This is a genomic window from Streptomyces caatingaensis, from assembly GCF_001187435.1.
GTDB lineage: Bacteria > Actinomycetota > Actinomycetes > Streptomycetales > Streptomycetaceae > Streptomyces > Streptomyces caatingaensis.
Genome location: NZ_LFXA01000007.1, coordinates 284,806 through 303,648 on the forward strand (window position 1 = coordinate 284,806; position 18,843 = coordinate 303,648).

The 18,843-nt window shown below is 74.1% G+C and carries 15 protein-coding genes; 7 read left to right on the top strand and 8 right to left on the bottom strand.

The features are described 5' to 3' along the window. The first annotated feature begins 97 nt into the window (after positions 1–97). The 3 genes from AC230_RS12430 to AC230_RS12440 all read left to right on the top strand — a co-directional run bounded on the left by AC230_RS12430 (position 98) and on the right by AC230_RS12440 (position 4,557). Positions 98–1,435, top strand: coding sequence for an FG-GAP repeat domain-containing protein (locus tag AC230_RS12430; RefSeq protein WP_049716204.1), 1,338 nt, complete (start codon positions 98–100; stop codon positions 1,433–1,435). Between the two features lie 124 nt (positions 1,436–1,559). Continuing rightward, positions 1,560–2,738 (top strand): transglycosylase family protein, encoded by a 1,179-nt coding sequence (locus AC230_RS34305; RefSeq protein ID WP_049716205.1) that lies wholly within the window; start codon positions 1,560–1,562, stop codon positions 2,736–2,738. 151 nt (positions 2,739–2,889) lie between these two features. Then, on the top strand, positions 2,890–4,557 hold the full coding sequence (locus AC230_RS12440) for an FG-GAP-like repeat-containing protein (protein ID WP_049716206.1): 1,668 nt from the start codon (positions 2,890–2,892) through the stop codon (positions 4,555–4,557). A gap of 161 nt (positions 4,558–4,718) precedes the next feature. Here the strand turns inward: AC230_RS12440 and AC230_RS12445 are convergent, their stop codons facing one another. Continuing rightward, a complete protein-coding gene (locus AC230_RS12445; RefSeq protein ID WP_241833199.1) occupies positions 4,719–6,854 on the bottom strand; it encodes a beta-galactosidase trimerization domain-containing protein in 2,136 nt (711 codons plus the stop codon). A gap of 227 nt (positions 6,855–7,081) precedes the next feature. Here AC230_RS12445 and AC230_RS12450 point away from each other — a divergent pair, with 227 nt between their 5' ends. Both AC230_RS12450 and AC230_RS12455 read left to right on the top strand, forming a co-directional pair. Continuing rightward, positions 7,082–8,413 carry an alpha/beta hydrolase gene (locus AC230_RS12450; RefSeq protein WP_049716207.1) on the top strand — a complete coding sequence of 444 codons (1,332 nt, stop codon included), beginning with the start codon at positions 7,082–7,084 and terminating at the stop codon, positions 8,411–8,413. Further along, positions 8,410–10,932: a bifunctional lysylphosphatidylglycerol flippase/synthetase MprF gene (locus AC230_RS12455; RefSeq protein ID WP_049716208.1), complete on the top strand. Its 2,523-nt coding sequence runs from the start codon at positions 8,410–8,412 to the stop codon at positions 10,930–10,932. The genes AC230_RS12450 and AC230_RS12455 overlap by 4 nt, the downstream gene beginning before the upstream one ends. Positions 10,933–10,947: 15 nt before the next feature. Here the strand turns inward: AC230_RS12455 and AC230_RS12460 are convergent, their stop codons facing one another. From AC230_RS12460 to AC230_RS12475, 4 genes are all read right to left on the bottom strand, one after another. Next, the gene (locus AC230_RS12460) at positions 10,948–11,130 is read right to left on the bottom strand and encodes a hypothetical protein (protein WP_049716209.1); all 183 of its coding nucleotides are present in this window, start codon (positions 11,128–11,130) and stop codon (positions 10,948–10,950) included. A 10-nt stretch (positions 11,131–11,140) separates the two neighbouring features. Then, positions 11,141–13,150: a SpoIIE family protein phosphatase gene (locus AC230_RS12465; RefSeq protein WP_049716210.1), complete on the bottom strand. Its 2,010-nt coding sequence runs from the start codon at positions 13,148–13,150 to the stop codon at positions 11,141–11,143. Next, complete coding sequence (locus tag AC230_RS12470) at positions 13,147–13,833, bottom strand: hypothetical protein (RefSeq protein WP_049716211.1); 687 nt, start codon at positions 13,831–13,833, stop codon at positions 13,147–13,149. The genes AC230_RS12465 and AC230_RS12470 overlap by 4 nt, the downstream gene beginning before the upstream one ends. Positions 13,834–13,941: 108 nt before the next feature. Beyond that, entirely contained in the window at positions 13,942–14,469 is a 528-nt protein-coding gene (locus AC230_RS12475; protein ID WP_049716212.1) for a universal stress protein, read from the bottom strand. A 425-nt stretch (positions 14,470–14,894) separates the two neighbouring features. Here AC230_RS12475 and AC230_RS12480 point away from each other — a divergent pair, with 425 nt between their 5' ends. Further along, positions 14,895–15,119, top strand: coding sequence for a hypothetical protein (locus AC230_RS12480; RefSeq protein ID WP_049716213.1), 225 nt, complete (start codon positions 14,895–14,897; stop codon positions 15,117–15,119). Between the two features lie 32 nt (positions 15,120–15,151). On the opposite strand, the gene AC230_RS12485 is transcribed toward AC230_RS12480, so the two are convergent. Beyond that, positions 15,152–16,051: a LysR family transcriptional regulator gene (locus AC230_RS12485; RefSeq protein ID WP_049716214.1), complete on the bottom strand. Its 900-nt coding sequence runs from the start codon at positions 16,049–16,051 to the stop codon at positions 15,152–15,154. A 149-nt stretch (positions 16,052–16,200) separates the two neighbouring features. Between AC230_RS12485 and AC230_RS12490 the strand changes: the two genes are divergently transcribed. Next, positions 16,201–17,499: a hypothetical protein gene (locus AC230_RS12490; protein WP_049716215.1), complete on the top strand. Its 1,299-nt coding sequence runs from the start codon at positions 16,201–16,203 to the stop codon at positions 17,497–17,499. Positions 17,500–17,516: 17 nt separating this feature from the next. Here the strand turns inward: AC230_RS12490 and AC230_RS12495 are convergent, their stop codons facing one another. Continuing rightward, positions 17,517–18,008, bottom strand: a complete 492-nt coding sequence (locus tag AC230_RS12495) for a universal stress protein (protein ID WP_049716216.1) — start codon at positions 18,006–18,008, stop codon at positions 17,517–17,519. A 129-nt stretch (positions 18,009–18,137) separates the two neighbouring features. Then, complete coding sequence (locus AC230_RS12500; protein ID WP_049716217.1) at positions 18,138–18,695, bottom strand: universal stress protein; 558 nt, start codon at positions 18,693–18,695, stop codon at positions 18,138–18,140. Positions 18,696–18,843 lie beyond the last annotated feature (148 nt).

An 18,843-nucleotide genomic window follows, 5' to 3' on the forward strand; every position in this document is an offset into this window, starting at 1 on the left:
GGGCGGCGGCCGACAGCGGCGCCCGTCCTGACGTGCCGTCAGTGAGAGGAAGCGCGCGCCTCTTCCGGTCATCAGCCAGTCATCAAGGAGCCCCCGCATGTCCGCATTCGTACGACGCCCCGCTGTCCGCTCGGCTCTGCTGGCCGCGGCGCTCGGTGCCGTTGTCCTGGGCGTCGCCGTCCCCTCCCAGGCCGTGCCGGCTCCGCGGACGGCGGCGGTGAAGGCTGCGGCGGCCCCCTCGCAGGTCGGCGGTGAGATAAGCCGCACCGAGATGATCCAGCGGGTGCAGTACTGGATCGACAAGGGCGTCCCCTACAGCCAGTCCGGTTACTACCCGGACCTTCAGGGGCGCAACTACCGCACCGACTGCTCGGGGCTGGTGTCCATGGCCTGGCACCTGCCCACCAGCGCGACCACGTGGACGCTTCCGCAGTACTCCACCCGGCTCGGCGGTCTGGACGACCTCCAGCCCGGCGACGCGCTGAACGACATCGACAGCCACGTGATGCTCTTCACGGGCTGGACGGACGCGAGCCACACGACGGCCACCATCATGGAGCACGCCAAGCCGGGCACCAAGGCCCGCAAAGCCTCCTACTCCCGCAACTACATCAACAGCAAGGGCTTCAAGCCCTACCGTTACAACCGCGTCCTCGAAACGCCGGTGACCGTGCCCGACAAGGGCATGACGAACGTCACCGCGGTCGGCGACCTGACCGGCGACGGGATCACCGACGTCATCGCGGTGGAGACCTCGACGGGCGATCTCTACCGCTACTCGGGCCCCGACTACACCGGTGGTTCCGCCCGGGTGAAGATCGGATACGGCTGGGACTCGATCAGCAGCATCGTCGGTGTCGGCGACCTGACCGGCGACGGCGTGCCCGACATCATCGCCGTGGACGCCGGGACGGGCGACCTCTACCGCTACTCGGGCCCGAACTACAACGGTGGCTCGAAGGTCAAGATCGGCAACGGCTGGGACTCGATGTCCAACGTCACCGCGGTCGGCGACCTGACGGGCGACGGCGTGCCCGACATCATCGCGGTCGAGACGAAGACGGGCGATCTGTACCGCTACTCGGGCCCGAACTACAACGGTGGCTCCAAGGTCAAGATCGGCAACGGCTGGAACGTCTACTCCACGATCGTGGGCGTCGGCGACCTGACGGGTGACGGCGTGGCCGACATCATCGCCGTCGACAACGAGACCGGCGACCTGTACCGGTACTCGGGCCCGAACTACAACGGCGGCACCAAGGTCAAGATCGGTGCCAAGTGGGACTCCATGATCAACATGGCGGGGGTCGGCGACCTGAACGGTGACAAGATCCCGGACCTGATCGCCGTCGAGCAGTCGACCCAGAAGCTGTTCCGTTACTCCGGCCCCGACTTCACCGGCGGCTCCCGGGTGCAGATCGGCACCAACTGGTAACAGTCGTACCACCCTTTCGCCGCAGCGTTCCGTCCGGCGGCAGACGGCCGTCCACCGCCGGACGGAACGCGGCACGCCTCACCCCGTTTCCCCTCTTCACCCCGACACAGAACCGAGGTTCACCTTGTCCGCACAGTCGCCCACGCCCGCACAGCCACGGCGCCGGTCCCTCCGCACGTCCCTGCGGGCCGTCCTGGCGGCCGTCCCCGCCGCCGCGCTCGGCGTCTCCCTGCTCGCCGCGCAGCCGGCCGCCGCCGCCTCCGTCGCCACCTGGGACAAGGTCGCGAACTGCGAGTCCACCGACAACTGGAGCATCAACACCGGGAACGGCTACTACGGTGGCCTGCAGATCTGGAAGCCGACCTGGGACGCCTTCGGCGGCACGCAGTACGCCGCGTACCCCCACCAGGCCACCAAGGAACAGCAGATACGGATCGCGGAGAAGATCCTCGCCACGCAGGGTGCCGGCGCCTGGGGGAGCTGCGGCGCCGGGGCCGGCCTCGCCGGCGACCACGCCGATCCGTTCCCGGCGGAGCCCCCCGCCCCCCAGTCCAACATGGCCCACCTCACCCCGGTCGGCGACCTGACCGGTGACGGCGTGCCCGACGTCATCGCGGTGGAGAAGAAGACCGGTGACCTCTACCGCTACTCGGGCCCCTCGTTCGGCGGCGGATCGCGCGTCAAGCTCGGCTACGGCTGGAACGGTATGAGCGACATCGTCGGCGTCGGCGACCTGACCGGCGACGGCGTGGCCGACATCCTGGCCGTCGACAAGGAGAGCGGCGACCTGTACCGCTACTCGGGCCCGAGCTACAACGGTGGTTCGAAGGCCAAGATCGGCTCCAGCTGGGACTCGATGTCCAACGTCACCGCGGTCGGCGACCTGACGGGCGACGGAGTGCCGGACATCATCGCGGTGGAGAAGAAGACGGGCGACCTGTACCGCTACTCGGGCCCGAACTACAACGGTGGTTCGAAGGTCAAGATCGGCAACGGCTGGAACGTCTACTCCTCGATCGTGGGCGTCGGCGACCTGACGGGTGACGGCGTGGCCGACATCATCGCGGTGGAGAAGAGGACGGGCGACCTGTACCGCTACTCGGGCCCGAACTACAACGGCGGCACCAAGGTCAAGATCGGGACGAGCTGGGACGGCATGACCGGCATCACGGCCGTCGGCGACGTCACCGGTGACGGCGTGCCCGACCTGCTCGCCATCGACCCCTCCGACCACAAGCTCTACCGCTACGCCGGACCCGGCTTCACCGGCGGCTCCCGGGTGCAGATCGGCACCAACTGGTAGGAAGCGGCCCTTCCTTGGCCCGGGCCTTCTCCTGGCCCGGGCCTTTCCCTTTTCGTCCGCCCTCCGTCCCCCTTCCGGTCCGCCCTCCGTCCCCCCTTCCGTCCGCTCTCCCTTCCCCCTCCATCACCCCTCCGTCCCACAGGAGTTGCCAGTGCGACGCATCACCTCCCTCGCGGTCACCGCCGGTTCCTTGCTGGCGATGTGCGCCGGCGGGCTCATGACCGCGACGGCCGCCCGGGCGGACGACGTTTCCGCCGGGAACGCCCCGCCCCTGCGGTTCGTCAGCTACAACATCTGCGGCAACATGTGCACCGCCGCCAAGGGATACGACGACCGACGCCGCATCGACACGGTGGTCGACGAGGCCACGGCCGGCACATGGGGTGCCGACCAGATCTTCCTCCAGGAGGTGTGCCGCCCGCAGTACGACGCCATCGAGAAGAAGCTGGCCCCGCTCGGCTTCCACGGCCTGTACACGGCGACGCTTCCCGGCCGCGGCGCGACGGCCGGCGAGGAGGCGGTGTGCGGCGGCGCGGACTACGGAATGGCCGTCCTCGCCAAGGGACCGGTCACCGAAACGAAGGTCCTGGACCTGACCGTGGGCGGAGAGAACGAGCCCATCAGAAGCCCCTGCGTGAAGAACTACGTCCAGAGCCGGGTCAATTGGGCGTGCTCGGTGCACCTCTACTGGGAGTCCGGCGACACCCGCCGCAAGGCCGAGGCCCGTAAACTCGCGGCCCAGGCCGCCGAGTGGCAGAACGCCGGAATCCCCGTCGTCCTCGGCGGTGACTTCAACGACCAGCCCCGGTCGGCCTCGCTCTCCGCGTTCTACGACACCGGCATCGGCGACGGCGGCCAGGGCGCGTTCCTGGAGGCCGACGAGACCGACAAGGACCGCTTCGCTACCGTCTGCGCACCCTCCAGGAGCCGCTGCCGCTCCGGCGACGCCACCTTCGGCAAGCGGAAGATCGACTATCTCTTCCTCTCCTCCCGCGACTTCAAGGGCGTCAAGGCCGATGTGCTCCCCCTGGACACCAAGGTCTCCGACCACCGGTTGCTGCGCGGCGCGGCGTACTGGGCCGACTGCGGCCCGCTCGACCCGTGGACGGGCACCGTCCTCCGCAGGGACGCGGCGGGCGGCCTCTTCCGCTACGCGGGCCGACCGGGCGGCACGGTCACCGGCGCGTGCAAGGTGGGCACCGGCTGGAACACCATGCGGCTGGCCGCGCGCGACGGGAACACCGTGATCGCCGCCGACGAGGCCGGAGCCCTGTGGCGCTACCCGGCCGACCCCGACACGGGCACCTACTCGGGCGACACCCGGGTCCAGGTCTCCAGCGGCTGGCAGACGATGAACACCCTCCTCGCGCCGGGTGACTTCTCCGGGGACGGCCGCCCCGACGTCATCGGCCGGGATGCGGACGGCGACCTATGGCTGTACCGGGGCTCGGCCGACGGCGGCTACGCCTCTCCGGTCAAGATCGGCAACCGCTGGCAGATCTACACCGCTCTCGTGGCGCCGGGCGACTTCACCGGGGACGGTCGCCCCGACCTGATCGGGCGGGACGCGGCCGGCGATCTGTGGCTGTACAAGGGCGACGGCAGCGGCGGCTACGCCCCCAGGCAGAAGATCGGCAACGGCTGGCAGACCTACACGGCCCTGACCGGCCCGGGCGACCTCGACGGCGACGGCCGGCCCGACCTGGCCGGCCGCGACGAGGCCGGTGACCTGTGGTTCTACCAGGGCGACGGCAAGGGCGGCTACAGCCCTCGCAAGAAGATCGGCAACGGCTACCCCAAGGGAGAGCTGATCCTCTGAGCGGGCGTTTCGGCTCGGGGGCGAAGGGATCCGGGACGTCGACCCCGCCGCCGCGACGGCGGCCGACTCGCGGCGCCTGCCTGCGTCCCGCCTGGGCGGCCTTCGTGGCGCGAACAGGGGACGGGAGATCCCCGGCCCCTGAGCCGGGCCGTGTCGCAGACCTACTCGACCGTCACCGTCAGCACCGCGTACTGCGCGACCGTCAAGGCCACCGTCGCCGTGGCCCCCGACGTCGTCCACGTCACCGGCTGCGGCGCCGGGGACGTACCGTCCGGGGAGGCGACGGTCGCGGCCGTGACGCGGCGGCCGTCCGGGACGGCCACCGTCACCGAACACGTGGCCGGGGCCGTCGCGAACGCCGTCGGCTTGTCGCCGAAGCAGGTGAAGTTGACCAGTTGGACGACGATGTCGTTGCCGAGGCGGCCCGCCTCCAGGTAGACGCGGCGGTCGTCTCCGGAGGACAGGGTGACCTTCGGAGGGGCCACGGACCGTACGGGGGCCAGGAGTTGGGTCGCGTCGGCCTGGCCCGTGGCCGAGAGGAAGGACTTGCCGAGAAGGTCCTTGAAGTACCAGCAGGTGCCGGAGCCGAAGCGGTTCTGGTTCGTGGCCGGGACGGGGTCCTTCCTGCGGAAGCCGAGGACATCGGCGAGGGCGAACTCCGAACGCGCCGCCCCGAGTTCGTCCAGGCCCGTCGGCGCCGGCCCGGTGACGACAACCGTTCCGCCGCCCGCCACGTACCCCCGCAGCACCTCCGCCTCGGTGTCCGAGACCGCCTGGAGATTGGGGAGCATCACGACCTTGTACGGGGCGAGGTCGGCGGCGGCGAGCCCGACGCTGACGACGGTGTTGAACGGGACGTGGCCGTACACCAGCGCCTTCACCGTGCCGCGGAACTCGCCGAGCCACGGCATCGTGGTGCAGCTGTCCTCGGGCGTGCTCTCGCTCCACCACTCCTTGACCCCGGACGGCTTCTTGTTGTTGACGTACATGCCCGTGCCGGCCCGGGGGCTGACGAAGTCGCGCGAGGCGGAGGAGTGGTAGACAGCGACCTCGGCGGCGGAGGCGGCGCCGAAGAGCTTCTCCTGGTGGGCGGCGACGAAGCCGTACATGCGGGTGCGCATCTTGGCGTCGGTGGTGGAGTTCTTGAAGGGGCTCTTCACCTCGTAGGGGTTGCAGCCCGCGGCCAGCAGCTGGGCCATCACCAGCGAGGCGTCGTCCGCCTTCCAGCCGTAGGAGAACGCCCAGGCGGGCTTGGTGCCGCTCGCGGCCCGCGCGTATTTGTACATGGAGATGAGGCACGTCCAGTCGGACGCGGTGGCGTGCCGCATGCCGTCGTAGTTGCCGAGGATGTCGACCTCCCAGGCGTGGCTGACGCCCTCGACGCCCCGCAGGTACGCGCCGTCGAGCCCGATGGAGGTGGCGTACTGGTAGTCCATGCTGACGGTCTCGACGAAGGTGACCAGGTCCTTGTTGACGGACCGCCCGGCGGCGGCGATGTCCAGCTGCCACAGGTGCAGGTTGCGGTGGCGCCACTCGACGAACCGGCGGAACGTGCTGTCGCCGAAGTCCGCCTTCTTCGGCAGCGGCAGCCCGGTGTCGGCCTTGAAGGCGGCGGCCGCCCAGGGGGACGCGTCGCACCAACTGGCCTTGCCGTCGAAGTAGATGGGCACGTCCGGCCAGACGGCGTCCACGCCGGTGGCGGCCAGGGACTTGACCCGGTCCAGGTAGTAGTCCCGCCAGGGGGAGTTGGGGCTGAGCCAGCAGCTCTCGTCGCCGGGGTCCACCCAGACGACGAGGCTGCCGTAGAAGACGTTGTCCTGGCCGTCGAGGGAGCGCTGCACCCACTCCTTGCCGTGGTCGTTCTTGTAGAACGACCGGCCGTTCTCGCCGCCCACGCTGATGAGTTCGAGGGACGGGTAGTACATGACCACGCGCATCCCGGCCGTGTGCGCCAGCCCCGTGAAGGTCCTGACCCGCCTCATGTGGTCGTCGAACTCGGCGCGGGTCAGCCAGTTCGACAGGACGGTGTCGAGCTCGATCACGCTGACGTTCTGCGCCTTGAGCGCGTTGATCACCGGCTTCATCTGCGCGGCGTCGGCGTCCTCGTCGAAGGTGCCGTCCGCGATCCGGGCGAAGCGCGCCCAGTCCGGGAAGACCCCCTGCCGGACGGCGGGCGCCGCCCAGGCGGCCCGGTCGATCCGCAGCGGCTCCGGCGGGGGCGGCACGGGCAGCGCGCCCGCCGCCCAGGCCGCGCCGCCGATGCCCAGCCCGGCGCGCAGCACGCCCCTGCGGCTCATTCCGCCGCGTCTCCCGTCGTGCCGTCCGTCGCGTCCCATGCTTCCCCCCTGGTGTCCGGGATTCCCGTGGTTCGGGCGATGCGGCGATTCTGTCGGGAACCCGGCTGGACGGAAGGCTTCCGGCGGTTTTCCGGCGGGCGGGAACGGCCGTTTTCGGCCGGGGCGGACGGCTCGCACGGGGCGGCCGAGTTGCCGCTCATGCCCCGGTCCGTAGCATTTTGCCTGACATGGTGATCACGCACGCGGTGATCGCGGCGGGCCCCCTCGACTGGTCGCTGGTGACCGGATGGATTCCGGCCGCCCTGACCGTCCTGGGGCTCGCCGCCCTGGCGGTGCTCCTCTTCTCCCGCCGGCGCCGGTGGTGGACCCGCTGGGCACCCGCCGCCGTACTCCTCGCCGTGCTGGTCACCCTGGCCCTGCGCTGGGCCGTGGACGACTGGTTGCAGCCCTTCCCCGACCCGCTGCCCCCGGACGTCGTGGCCTGGACGGGCGTCGCCGTCCTCGGCGTCTGCCTGACCCTCTTCCGCATCCCGCTGCTGCGGCCCCGCCACTGGGCCGGCGCCGCGCTGTGCGGGCTGCTCGTCGTGCTGCTCGGCGCCGCGCAGATCAACCGGCACTTCGACCAGTACCCGACGGCCCGTTCCGCCCTCAACACCTGGCTGATCAGAACCACCACGCTCGCCGACGCCACCGGCACCGCCGAACCCACCCTCCCCGTACCGCCGGGCAAGGCGCTCTCCGACGTCTGGCGCCCGCCACCGGACCTGCCCAAGGACGGCACCCTCTCCAAGTCCCCCGTCCCGGGGGCGAGATCGGGCTTCCGCGCCCGCGACGCGTACGTCTACCTGCCGCCCGCCTACCGGGCGAGCCCGCGCCCCCTGCTGCCGGTGATCGTCCTCATGGCCGGACAGCCCGGCTCGCCGGACGACTGGATCAACTCCGGCCGCCTGGTGGGCATGATGAACGCCTTCGCCGCCGCGCACCGCGGACTGGCGCCCGTGGTCGTCGTCGCCGACCCGCTCGGCTCGCAGTTCGCCAACACCCTCTGCCTGGACTCCCGCCTGGGCAACGTCCAGACGTACCTCGCCACCGACGTCCCCGACTGGATCCGCGCCCACCTCCAGGTCGCCGCCGCCCGCACCTCCTGGGCGGTCTCCGGGATCTCCTTCGGCGGCACCTGCTCCCTCCAGCTCGGCGTCAACGCCCCCCGCGTGTACGGGGTGGTCAACGACATCTCCGGGCAGGAGGCCCCGACCCTCGGCAGCCGGAAGAAGACGATCGACAAGGCGTTCGGCGGCGACGCGGCCGCCTTCGCACGCGTCGCGCCCCTCGACGTCATGGCCCGCGAGCGCTTCCCCGACACCCGGGCCGCGTTCGTCGCCGGCCGCTCCGACGACACCTACCGGCCGCAGCAGCGCACGGTCTACGAGGCCGCGCGCGCCGCCGGGATGAGGGCCGAGTGGGTCGAACTCCCCGGCGGCCACAGCTGGCAGGTCTGGCGGCCCGGACTGGAACGCCAACTCCCCTGGATCGCACGGCAGACGGGGCTGATCCCATGAGCGCCGCCGCGGGGACGCCCGTCGCCGGCGACCGCCGGCACCGCTGGCGCATCACCCTCGACCGGGCCCTCGTCCCCGTCCGCCACGCCCCCTTCACCCTCGCCTTCCTCGCCGTCCTGTGGATCGTCGGCGCCGTCACCCACTCCCTGGGCTCCGGGCCGAGCCGGCACCGGATGGAGAGCGTCGGCGCCGGCGTGCCCGCCCTGACACACGGCCGCTGGTGGACGCCCGCGAGCTCCCTGCTCTGGTGCCCCGGCCTCGGCGGCTACCTCGGCGCCACCGCCCTCGTCCTGCTCCTCGTCACCCCCGCCGAGCGCCGCATGGGCGTCGCCCGCACCGCCACCACCCTGCTCGGCGGGCAGATCCTCGGCACCCTCCTCGGCATCGGCATGGTCGAACTCGGCTCCGCCGCCGGGGAACAGTGGCTCGCCAGCCTCACCGAGGACCTCACCGTCACCCCCACCGTCGGCACCCTCGCCGTCGGCGGCGTCCTCAGCTACCGGCTCACCGCCCTGTGGCGCCGCCGCACCCGCCTCGGCATCGTCGCCTTCGCCCTCGTGATGTCGCTGTACGTCGGGCACCTCCAGGGCGTCCTGCGGCTCGGCGGCGCGGTCGTCGGGCTCGCGATCGGCGCCGCCCTCCACCGGCGGCGCGGACCCCTGTGGCCGCGCAACGCCTCGCACACCGAGGCCCGCGTCCTCGTCGCCCTCGTCGTCGCCGCCTCCGCGATCGGACCGATGGTCGCCATCCTCTACCGGGACGCCTACGGCCCGTTCAGCACCTTCAACGACGTCTACGTCTCCACCCGGCCAGGCGCCGACGACGTCCGCGAGGCCTGCGCCCAGTCCGCGCTCGACTGCGACGCCGTGCACGCCCTGCGGGACTTCTACGACTCGCCCGCCGCCGCCCTCGCCGTCCTCGTCCCCGCCCTCCTCCTCGTCCTCGCCGAGGGGCTGCGCCGCGGACGGCGCCTCGCCTGGGTCCTCGCGGTGCTCCTCCAGCTCGCGTGGACGGCCCTCTTCGCGTACTGGCTGCACGACTTCCTCGCCAACCCGACCGCCTACGGGGCCCTGCCCGCCGAACACGCCGACTTCGTCCAGTACTTCGCCGAGCAGATGCTGCTGCCGGTCCTCGTCCTGGTGCTGCTGCTCGTCACCCGCGCCCGCTTCGACCTGCGGCTGCCGCGGTGCGCGGTGCGCAAGCTCGGCGCGGTCGTGGGCGGGACGCTGCTGGCCGCCTGCGCGGTGTACGTGGGCGTCGGGCTGGCCGTCCGCGACCAGTACGCGCCCCCGGCGACGGCGGGCGCCCTCCTCGGCGGGCTGGTCTCCGCGTTCCTCCCGCCCGCGTTCATCGGCTACTTCGCCGAATGGCCGGTGCCCGTCGGGGGGACGGCGAAGGCGCTCGGCCAGTACTGCGGGCTGCTGTTCTGGCTCGTGACCCTCGTCGCCCTCCTGGTCACCCTCCGCCGGCCCCGGCTGCACACCGACGCCGACGCGGCCGTGCGGGCACGGGAGCTGCTGGTGGCGGAGGGCAGCCCGTCCAGCCTCGGCTTCATCACCACCTGGGACGGCAACTCCTACTGGTTCGACGGCCCCGGCCGCGCCGCCGTCGCCTACCGCGTCGTCGCCACCGTCGCCCTCACCACGACCGACCCCTTCGGCGCCGCCGACGCCCGCGCCGACGCCGTCGCCGGATTCTCCCGCTTCTGCGACGAACACGGCTGGACACCCTGCTTCTACAGCGTCGGCGAGGAGACGCGGGCCGCCGCCGAACGGCTCGGCTGGCGCTCCGTCCAGGTCGCCGAGGACACCGTCGTCCCCCTGCCGGACCTCGCCTTCACCGGCAAGAAGTGGCAGGACGTCCGCACCGCCCTCAACAAGGCGCGCAAGGAAGGCATCACGGCGGAGTGGTGGGCCTTCCGCGACGCCCCCGTCGCCCTCACCGACCAGATCCGCGGCATCAGCGAGGAATGGGTCGCCGACAAGGGCCTCCCCGAGATGGGCTTCACCCTCGGCGGCCTGGACGAACTCGACGACCCCGCCGTCCGCTGCCTCATCGCCGTCGACGCCGACCGCACCGTCCACGGCGTCACCAGCTGGATGCCCGTCCACGAGGCGGGCCGCCCCGTCGGCTGGACCCTCGACTTCATGCGCCGCCGCGCCGGCGGCTTCCGCGGCTCCATGGAATTCCTCATCGCCTCCGCCGCACTGGGCTTCAAGGACGAGGGCGCCCGCTTCCTCAGCCTCTCCGGCGCACCCCTGGCCCGCACCGCCACGCAGGAACCCCCCGCGGCGCTGCAACGGATGCTGGACTACGCGGGCAAGGTGCTCGAACCGGTCTACGGCTTCCGGTCGCTGCTCCACTTCAAGGCCAAGTTCCAGCCCGAGTACCGGCCGATGTACATGACGTACCCCGATCCGGCCGGACTGCCGATGATCACGCGGGCGATCGGCAAGGCGTATCTGCCGCACATGACGGCGGGCCAAGGGGTGCGCCTGATGCGGCAGTTCTCGTCGTAGGCGGCCCGCCGCCCCCTAGCCCCGGCGGCCGGCCAGGGCGATCACCAGCGCCGCCCCGGCCAGCGCCGCGACCAGCACCACCGTGACCAGGGGCCAGTCCCGCGCGGGGGTCACGCGCAGCGCGACCGCCTCGAGCACGACGAGGACGACGACGGAGAGGGCGGCGACACCGTCGCGGGTGTGGTGGTGGCGGGGCATGCGGGGCTCCTCAGGGCGGGGGCGGGGCGAGGCAGGCGGTGAGGACGGCGGCGTCGTCGCGGTGGCCGGTGGAGGCGGCGGCGCGGAGCAGGGCGTCGGCCAGGGCGGAGGGGTCGTCGGCGGTGGTCACGGAGCGGCACAAGTGGTCCACGCCCGCGTCGAGTTCGAGGTCGGGGCCCTCCAGGAGGCCGTCCGTGACGAGGGCGCACCAGCGGACGTCGGACAGGGGGACGCGCACGGCCGGGTACGTGGCGGTGGGCAGGATGCCCAGGGGCGGGCCGGGCGGGGGCGCCAGGGCGCGCGTCGTGCCGTCGGCGAGGCCGAGGAGGGCGGGGACGTGCCCGGCGGTGGCGGCGGTCAGTTCGCCGCGCCCGCGGTCGACGACGAGGTAGGTGCAGGTCGTGAAGAGGGACGTGTCGAGGGAGCAGAGCAGGGCGTTGGCGTGGGCGAGGACCGCGCTCGGTTCGAGGCGGGTCCGCGCGTACGCCCGTACGGCGGTGCGCACCTGTCCCATCGTCGCGGCGGACTCCACGTCGTGTCCCTCCACGTCGCCGATGACCAGCGCGCAGCGGCCGTCCGGCAGGCGGACCGCGTCGTACCAGTCGCCGCCGACGGTGACCCCGTCCCGCGCCGGCACGTAGCGGGCGGCCAGCCGCAGCCCGGGCAGGCGGGGCAGCTCCTCGGGCAGCAGCGTGCGCTGGACGGCGCGGGCCAGCTCGATGCGGGCCTGGACGAGACCGCAGCGCTCCATGGCCTGGCTGGTGAGCCCGGCGAGCGCGAGGAGGAGGGTGCGCTCGGCGACGGGGAAGTCGTGCTCGCGGGCGTACCCGAAGAGGAGGGCCCCGCGGGCGAGCGGGAGCAGCGCCCACGAGTGCGCCCGCGTCCGCGACAGCCAGTCGTGCGGGTCGCCGTGCAGCAGCGCGGACATCTCGGCGCGCGAGCGGACGTAGAGCGGCCTGCCCTCGCGCATGACGCGGTCCGGGAGCGCGGCCTCGGCCAGCGGCGTGCCGTCCAGCAGGGCGCCCATGCGCACCCCGGTGCCGGAACCGGCCACCGTGCGGAGCCGGCCCTCCTCGGGGACGACGACGAGCGCGCCGATGGCGTCCGTCGAGTCGCAGAAGTGGTCGGCCACGGCGCGGGCCACCTCGTCGGTGGTGGTGGCGGACAGCAGCGCGGCGGCCAGCTCCTGGATGCGGTCGGCGCGGTCGGCGGCGGTGTCGGCCCGCTCCCGCAGCCGTTCCTGGTGGGTGACGGCGTCGGTGACGTCGCGGATGACGCCGACGAGGGTGGGGCGGGGCGGGTCGCCGAGGAGGTGCAGCCGGCCCATGGACTTCATCCAGCGGTCGGGCCCGTCCCCGGTGCGCAGGCGGAAGCACGCGTCCAGGGGCCCGCCGCCGTCCAGGGCGCGCTGGAAGTCCGCGGTCACGGCCTCCCGGTCCTCGGGGGCGATGGCGTCCGCGAAGCCCTCGCCCCTGGGGCCGGGCCGGAAGGGCAGCCCCAGGAACCGCTCGGACCCCGCGAACCACCGCTCCCGCCGGGTCTCCGTGTCGACGCTCCAGGCCCCCAGTCCGGCGACCTCCAGCGCCAGCCGGAGCTGGATCTCCCGCTCGGTGCAGCCGCCCTCGTCCGCCTCGGCGGCCGCCACGCACAGCCCGGGCGCGGCCAGCGCGCGGACGGCCAGCCGCAGGCCGGTGAGGTGTTCGCGCACGGCGTCCCGGCCGGGGAGGCCGAGGGCCTCGGCGAGGGCGCGGGAGGCCCGTTCGCGGTCCGCCACGGGCAGCCGGTCGGTCCAGGGGACCGTCGCGCCCTCGGTGCGGTGCCCGCCCAGGAGCTGTTCCCAGCGGGCGTTCGCGGCCCACTCGATCCCGTCCGCGTCGAGCACGGCGAGGCCCACCGGGGCGTCGAGGAACACCTCCGCCAGCGTCCCGACGGTGTCGGCGGGCGGGCGGCCGCGGCCGTCCGCCGTTCCCCGGGCCGTGCGGGCCCCGGGGAACGGGCGGGCCGTGACGGGGGCCGTCATCGGACGCCGCCCCGGCGGGACGGACGGCGGACGGTCATGACGATCACGCCTGCCACGACGGCGACCGCGACGCCGCCCAGGAACAGTCCCGTGTCCCGGGAGTCACCGTTCGCAGCGGGCGCGCCGCTGCGCGGGGCGCCCTGCGGGACGGCGGCGGGGTGCGCGGGGTCCGCGGCGACGGCCCGGCCGGCCTGCCCGGCGTGTCCCGCCGGCCGGTGCACGGGGACGAGGCCGCGGTCGGGGGCCCGGCCGTGGTGCGCGGGGGGAGCGGGGGGCCGCGGCGCGGGGGCGGGGCGCGGGCCGGGGCGGGGCGGCGGGGCGTCGACCCGCAGCTGCGTCCGGGCGCCGCCGTTGCTGCACACCAGGCTGACGGGGTAGGCGCCCTGCCCCGCCGTGACGCGGAGCGTGCCGCGGATGTGCTGCGGCCGGACGTCGGTGAGGCCGACGGTACCCGCCGGGGAGGACACGGACGTCACGCTCGCCCCCGGGTAGGGCGCGCAGGCCCCGCTGATCGAGACCGTCCTCCCGTGGACCGTCTCGTGGGGGCTGATGCCGATGACGGCGGCGCCCACGACGGGGTCCGGGGCGGGCGACGGGTCGGCCAGGGCGGCCGGGGCCGCGGCCAGGGCTCCGCCGAGGACGAGAGCGGAACCGGTCGCTGCCGCGCGGAGGATGCGACGCATGGGGATCCACGTCCTTCCAACTGGGGGTTCCGTAGGGGGTGCCGGACGGTTCCGTGCGGGGGGCGTTCCGTGCGGGGGGCGCGTTCCGTGCGGGGACGCCCCCGCGCGTCAGCCCTCCCGGGACGCCGTCCCGGCCGGGGTCCGCCGCCGCTCCGGGGCCCGGTCGCGCGCCCGGTGCCGGGCCGCGCCCGCCGCCGGGACGACGAGGACCGGCGCGTGCGCGTGCCGCACGCAGTAACGGCTCACCGACCCCGTGAGGAACCGGTGCACCGCCCCGTGCGACCCGCCGCCGACGACGAGCAGATCGCCGTCCTCGGCCGCGCTCGCCACCAGCGCCGGGCCGGCCTGGCCGCGGACCACGGCCGGCGAGCAGCGCACGCCGTCCGGCTCGCCGCCGAGGGCGCAGACACACGCGTCGTGCAGGTCCTCGCGGGCCTGGTGGGCGAGTTCGCGGGCGGTCTCCTCGTCCGGCGGCCACAGCATGTCGACGTAGTCGCCCTGGGGCGAGGAGTAGATGAAGACCGGACGCAGTTCGGCGCCGTGCCGGCGGGCCTCGCTCACGGCCTGCCGGAACGCGGCGAGGCTGCTCGCGGAGCCGTCGACCCCCACCACGACACGTCGTACGGAGTGGTTCATCTCCCGGTCCTTCCTCGTTGCGCTGCGGATGTTCCGCTGCCGGATCCGGCCCGCCGGCGCGGGCCGTGCTCACCACGCTAGGGAGACGCGGCTCACCTGCGGATCCCTCCTTCGGCCGTCGTGCCGGGGGAGGGCCTCGGCCGATCGGGGGAACGCCGGCCGGTCCTTCCGGTCGCGGCCGGGTCCAGCGGACCGCACGGCGCCCCCCGGCACGACGGCCGGTCCGTGGCCGCCGCGCCCCGGGCCGGGCGGTGGCACCGGAGGGCGCCGACGGCGGTGCGCGGGGGTCTTCCCCGGCGGCAACTCCGAACGCGGGAACGGCGGATCGTTACCTCGCCCCCCACAGGAGGGAACCGGCGCATGCGGCACGGGAGCCCGGGAAAGGGTGCTGCCGAACCAACGACCTCACCAGGGAAGGGGCGTTCATGCGCCGCCGCATCGCCGCCGTCCTCCTCGGAGCCGCCGCGCTCCTCGCCGTCTTCTCGGGCCCCGCCGGTGCCCACGAGGGGGACCCCGTCAGGAACCTCCTCGGAGGGCAGAACGGCGGGAGGAACGGGAACGGCAACGCCAACGGGCAGGGAAACTACGCCCTGTTCGGGCTCCAGATGCCCATCTTCTCGGTCGGTCAGGGGGAGATCGGCAGGAAATGAGACCGCGGGCCCGGACCGGCCACGGGCCCGGCTCAGTCCGCGCCCTCCGCCAGCGCCGTCGCGCAGGCGAGCGCCTCGTCCCGCGGGTGCGCCGCGGTGTAGACCGTGAGTTCGCGCAGCAGCCGGGGCACGGGGCGGGCCGCCGTCCTGCGCAGATCGGGGGGCAGTCCGCCGGCGGGGACGAGGGTGAGGCCCACGCCCTCCCGGGCCAGCGCCACGGCCGCCTCGGCCTGCGGCACCTCCACGGCGATCCGCGGGTGGAAGCCGGCCGCCCGGAACGCCTCGGCGAACGCCTCGCCGGGCCCGTGCCCCTGGTGGCCGATCCAGCGACGGCCGGAGAGGTCCTCCAAGTGGGCCGTGCGGCCGCACAGTTCGTCGCCCTCGGGGCAGACGATCACGAGTTCCTCCGTGCCGAGGGAGAGCACGCGGCCGTCCCAGCCGACCGGCCGCGGTCCCACACCCAGGTCCACCGCGCCCGCGGCGACGGAGTCCTGGAGCTGGGACCGGCTGCCGTGCGGCCGGACGCACACCGGAGCGGCCGGGTGGGCCAGCGTCCACCGCCGCACCCCCGGCAGCAGCGCGGCGGGCAGCGCCGCGTGCACCGTGCCGATGCGCAGCGCCCGCCGTCTGCCGCGCGCCGCCGAACGCGCCGCCGACGTCGCCTCCTGCGCGCAGCGCAGGGTCGTGCGCGCGTAGGGCAGGAAGGCCGCGCCCGCCTCCGTGGGGCGCACGCCCTCGGGGCGGCGCTCCAGGAGGACGGTGCCGACCGCCCGTTCCAGGGTGCGCAGTTGCTGGGAGACCGTGGGCTCCGTCACGTGCAGCCGCTCGGCGGCCCGCGTCAGCCGGCCCTCGTGCACCACGGTCACCAGGTATTCCAGCTGGCGCAGGGAGAGGGCGCTCGCGCCGCGCTCCGGTTCCGTGACCTGTGCCATAGCCCTTGCCTATCTGTGCTTCGGTGAATTCTTCTTGATCCGCGCCCGGCCGCCGGGGTTCAGTGAGCCGGTGGCCGAGGGGCGGTCCCGCGAGGAGACGGCGGGATCCGGGGGTGGTGCTCGCGACGGCCCCTCCCGGAAGGAAGTCCATGAGATTCTCCCGCCGTTCGCTGCTGCTGCCCGTGCTCCTGGCCGGGACGGCCGTCCCGCTGGCCGCGCTTCCCGCGTCGGCCGCCGACGGAGGGCGGCAGACCCCGCCGTCGCTGTCGCTCGGCGCCGGCCCGTCCGACCGGCAGTCCGTGACCGTCGTCCGGCCCTCGGCCGACGGGAGGACGGAACAAGTCCCGGTAACGGGAGCCGAGTTGACGCAGTACGACGCGTCCGGAGGGCACGCCGTGCTGTCGTCCGGGGGCGGCGGCCTCAAGGGTGGTACGTCCGGACAGCTCCGCGCCGGCGACGTGATCGCCGGTCCCGCGACGTCCGTGACCCCGCGGGGCGCCCTGCTGAAGGTCAAGGCGGTGCACCCGCGGCCGGGCGGACCGGTCTCCGTCGACACCGAGCCGGCGACCCTCGCCGACGCGCTCGGCGACGGCAAGGCCGACGTCCGCGTCCCGCTCACCGCGGCCGACCTCAAGGTCAAGCCCGGCGGCGACGGCGGGAAGGTGACCGAGGGCCGGGGCGGCGGGCAGGGCGTCCGCTTCGACGTGGACGTGCCGATGCCGTCCGGCGTCAAGCCCACCCCGGGCCACTCCTCCGCGCTCAGGGGCCACTTGGCCCTCGAGCCGGAGATGCTGTTCTCCTACGAGCGGGCCCACTGGTACTCGGTCCAGCCGTCCAGGGCGACCATCGGCATGGCCGCCGACTACGACTACGGCTTCGCCGCCCACGCCGAGGGCACCGCCTCGTACGACACCGGGCGCAGGCCGCTGCACATCCCGGCCGCCGAGGTCGACGTCGACAAGACCGTCTGGCTGGGCCCGGTGCCCGTCGTGCTCAACCTCAAGGTGACCTACTTCTACGACGTCTCGGCCGACGGCAGGATCACGCTCGACGCCGAACAGGACACCAAGGGGCACCTGGAGGTCGGCGCCACCTACGACGCCGGCCGCGGCTGGAGCGCGCTCTCGGGCCCCGAGCCCACCACCACGGCCACCCCGGCCCGCGTCGAGGGCTCGGCCACGGCCAAGGGCGGCGTCGGCACCCACGCCGAACTGGGCCTCTACGGCTCGGCCGGCGTCGCCGCCGACGTCATGCCGTACCTCAAGGCCACGGTCCACGGCACGGCCGGCACCGGCGACACGAAGGCCGACCGGGCCCTGTACGGCGGAGGCGAGCTCACCGGCTCCTTCTTCGCCGAGCTCGGCGTCTTCGGGATGAAGGTGCTCGACAAGACCTGGGAGTTCCCGAAGGTCTCCTACGAGCACAAGCTGGCCGGCAGCGGGTCCTGACCGCCGGCGGGGCCGGGTCATCGCCCCGGCCCCGCCGCGGCGAGGGCCCGGCCGTCCGCCGCGTCGGGCCGGACGACCAGGACGGGGCAGGACGCGTGCCGGAGGCAGTGCCGGGTCACCGAGCCGTGGAGGAAGCGGTGCAGCGGGCCGTGGCGGCCGGCCCCCATGACCAGCAGGTCCGTGGGGTGCCGGCTGAGGGCCACCAACGCGGGCCCGGCGTCCGCGCGCACGGTCCGGGTCCGGGCCCGCGCGGCGTCCGGACCGGGTCCGAGCGCCGCCTCGCACGTGCGGTGCAGCACCGCCTCCGCGGCCCGCTCCCAGTGGGCGCGTACGTCGGCCGGCGCCGGGCTGACCGCGTCCGCGGCCTCCCCGCCGGGCGGCGACCACGCGAGCACCGGGCACAGGACCGCTCCATGGCGGGCGGCCTCGCGCGCGCCCTGCCTGAGGGCCGCGACGCTGCCCGCCGAGCCGTCCACTCCCACGACGACCCGCTCGACCGTCTCCGACATCCCGCTCACTCCTCATCCCTCATCGGCTCTCTCGATCGCTCCACCCGCCAGCGTGGCCGCGCCGCTCCCCGCCCGGGATCGGGCGGGCGGACGGGCGTCCGGGGGACGGCCGCGTCCACCGGCCGGTGCTCAGCCGTGGGCCGCGCCCCCGTCCAGGGCGGTGCGCACCATCGCGTCCGCCTGCCGTCCGACCCAGCCGTTCCAGCGGCGCAGCCCCTTGCGGTAGTCGCGGGCGAGGCCGCCCGGCGGGACGAGCAGCAACGGGCAGCGGGCGAGCCGGAGGCAGTCCCGCGCCACGGAGGGCCGCAGCAGCCGCCGGAGCGGCCCCTGCCGGCCCGTGCCGACGACCAGCAGGTCGTCCGGCCGGCCGGCCAGGCCGGTCAGGACGTACCGGGCCGGGCCCCGCACGACGGCGGCCGCGCAGGGCGCGGCCTCGGGGCCGGTGCCCAGGGCCGTGCGGCAGGTTTTCTCCAGGGCGGCCGCGGCCCTGCGGCGGTCCGGCTCGAAGTCCCCGCCGGGGCCCATGGCCCACCCGCCGTCCACCGGCAGGTACGCGGTGACCACGTGGAGCTCCGCCGCCCGGCGGCGGGCCTCGGCCAGCGCGGCGCGCAGGGCGACGACGCTGCCCGGTGAACCGTCGACGCCGACGACGACGCGGGGCGTCCCGCCGGCCCTGAGATCGGTCATGACGACACCTCCCACCTGGGAAAACGGGGGAACGCACAGAAAACGGGGGAACGCGCAGAAGTGGTACGCGCAGAAGTGGTACGCACAGGGGTGGTACGCACAGAACCCCCACGCTAGGAGGAGCGGGGCGCCGGCCGGATCCCCCTTT

What these genes read in the sequence shown, in the direction of transcription:
- AC230_RS12430 (WP_049716204.1), top strand. Translation starts at nt 98, where the DNA reads ATGTCCGCATTCGTACGACGCCCCGCTGTCCGCTCGGCTCTGCTGGCC.
- AC230_RS12445 (WP_241833199.1), bottom strand. Translation starts at nt 6,854, where the DNA reads ATGAGCCGCAGGGGCGTGCTGCGCGCCGGGCTGGGCATCGGCGGCGCG.
- AC230_RS12450 (WP_049716207.1), top strand. Translation starts at nt 7,082, where the DNA reads ATGGTGATCACGCACGCGGTGATCGCGGCGGGCCCCCTCGACTGGTCG.
- AC230_RS12455 (WP_049716208.1), top strand. Translation starts at nt 8,410, where the DNA reads ATGAGCGCCGCCGCGGGGACGCCCGTCGCCGGCGACCGCCGGCACCGC.
- AC230_RS12460 (WP_049716209.1), bottom strand. Translation starts at nt 11,130, where the DNA reads ATGCCCCGCCACCACCACACCCGCGACGGTGTCGCCGCCCTCTCCGTC.
- AC230_RS12465 (WP_049716210.1), bottom strand. Translation starts at nt 13,150, where the DNA reads ATGACGGCCCCCGTCACGGCCCGCCCGTTCCCCGGGGCCCGCACGGCC.
- AC230_RS12470 (WP_049716211.1), bottom strand. Translation starts at nt 13,833, where the DNA reads ATGCGTCGCATCCTCCGCGCGGCAGCGACCGGTTCCGCTCTCGTCCTC.
- AC230_RS12475 (WP_049716212.1), bottom strand. Translation starts at nt 14,469, where the DNA reads ATGAACCACTCCGTACGACGTGTCGTGGTGGGGGTCGACGGCTCCGCG.
- AC230_RS12480 (WP_049716213.1), top strand. Translation starts at nt 14,895, where the DNA reads ATGCGCCGCCGCATCGCCGCCGTCCTCCTCGGAGCCGCCGCGCTCCTC.
- AC230_RS12485 (WP_049716214.1), bottom strand. Translation starts at nt 16,051, where the DNA reads ATGGCACAGGTCACGGAACCGGAGCGCGGCGCGAGCGCCCTCTCCCTG.
- AC230_RS12490 (WP_049716215.1), top strand. Translation starts at nt 16,201, where the DNA reads ATGAGATTCTCCCGCCGTTCGCTGCTGCTGCCCGTGCTCCTGGCCGGG.
- AC230_RS12495 (WP_049716216.1), bottom strand. Translation starts at nt 18,008, where the DNA reads ATGTCGGAGACGGTCGAGCGGGTCGTCGTGGGAGTGGACGGCTCGGCG.
- AC230_RS12500 (WP_049716217.1), bottom strand. Translation starts at nt 18,695, where the DNA reads ATGACCGATCTCAGGGCCGGCGGGACGCCCCGCGTCGTCGTCGGCGTC.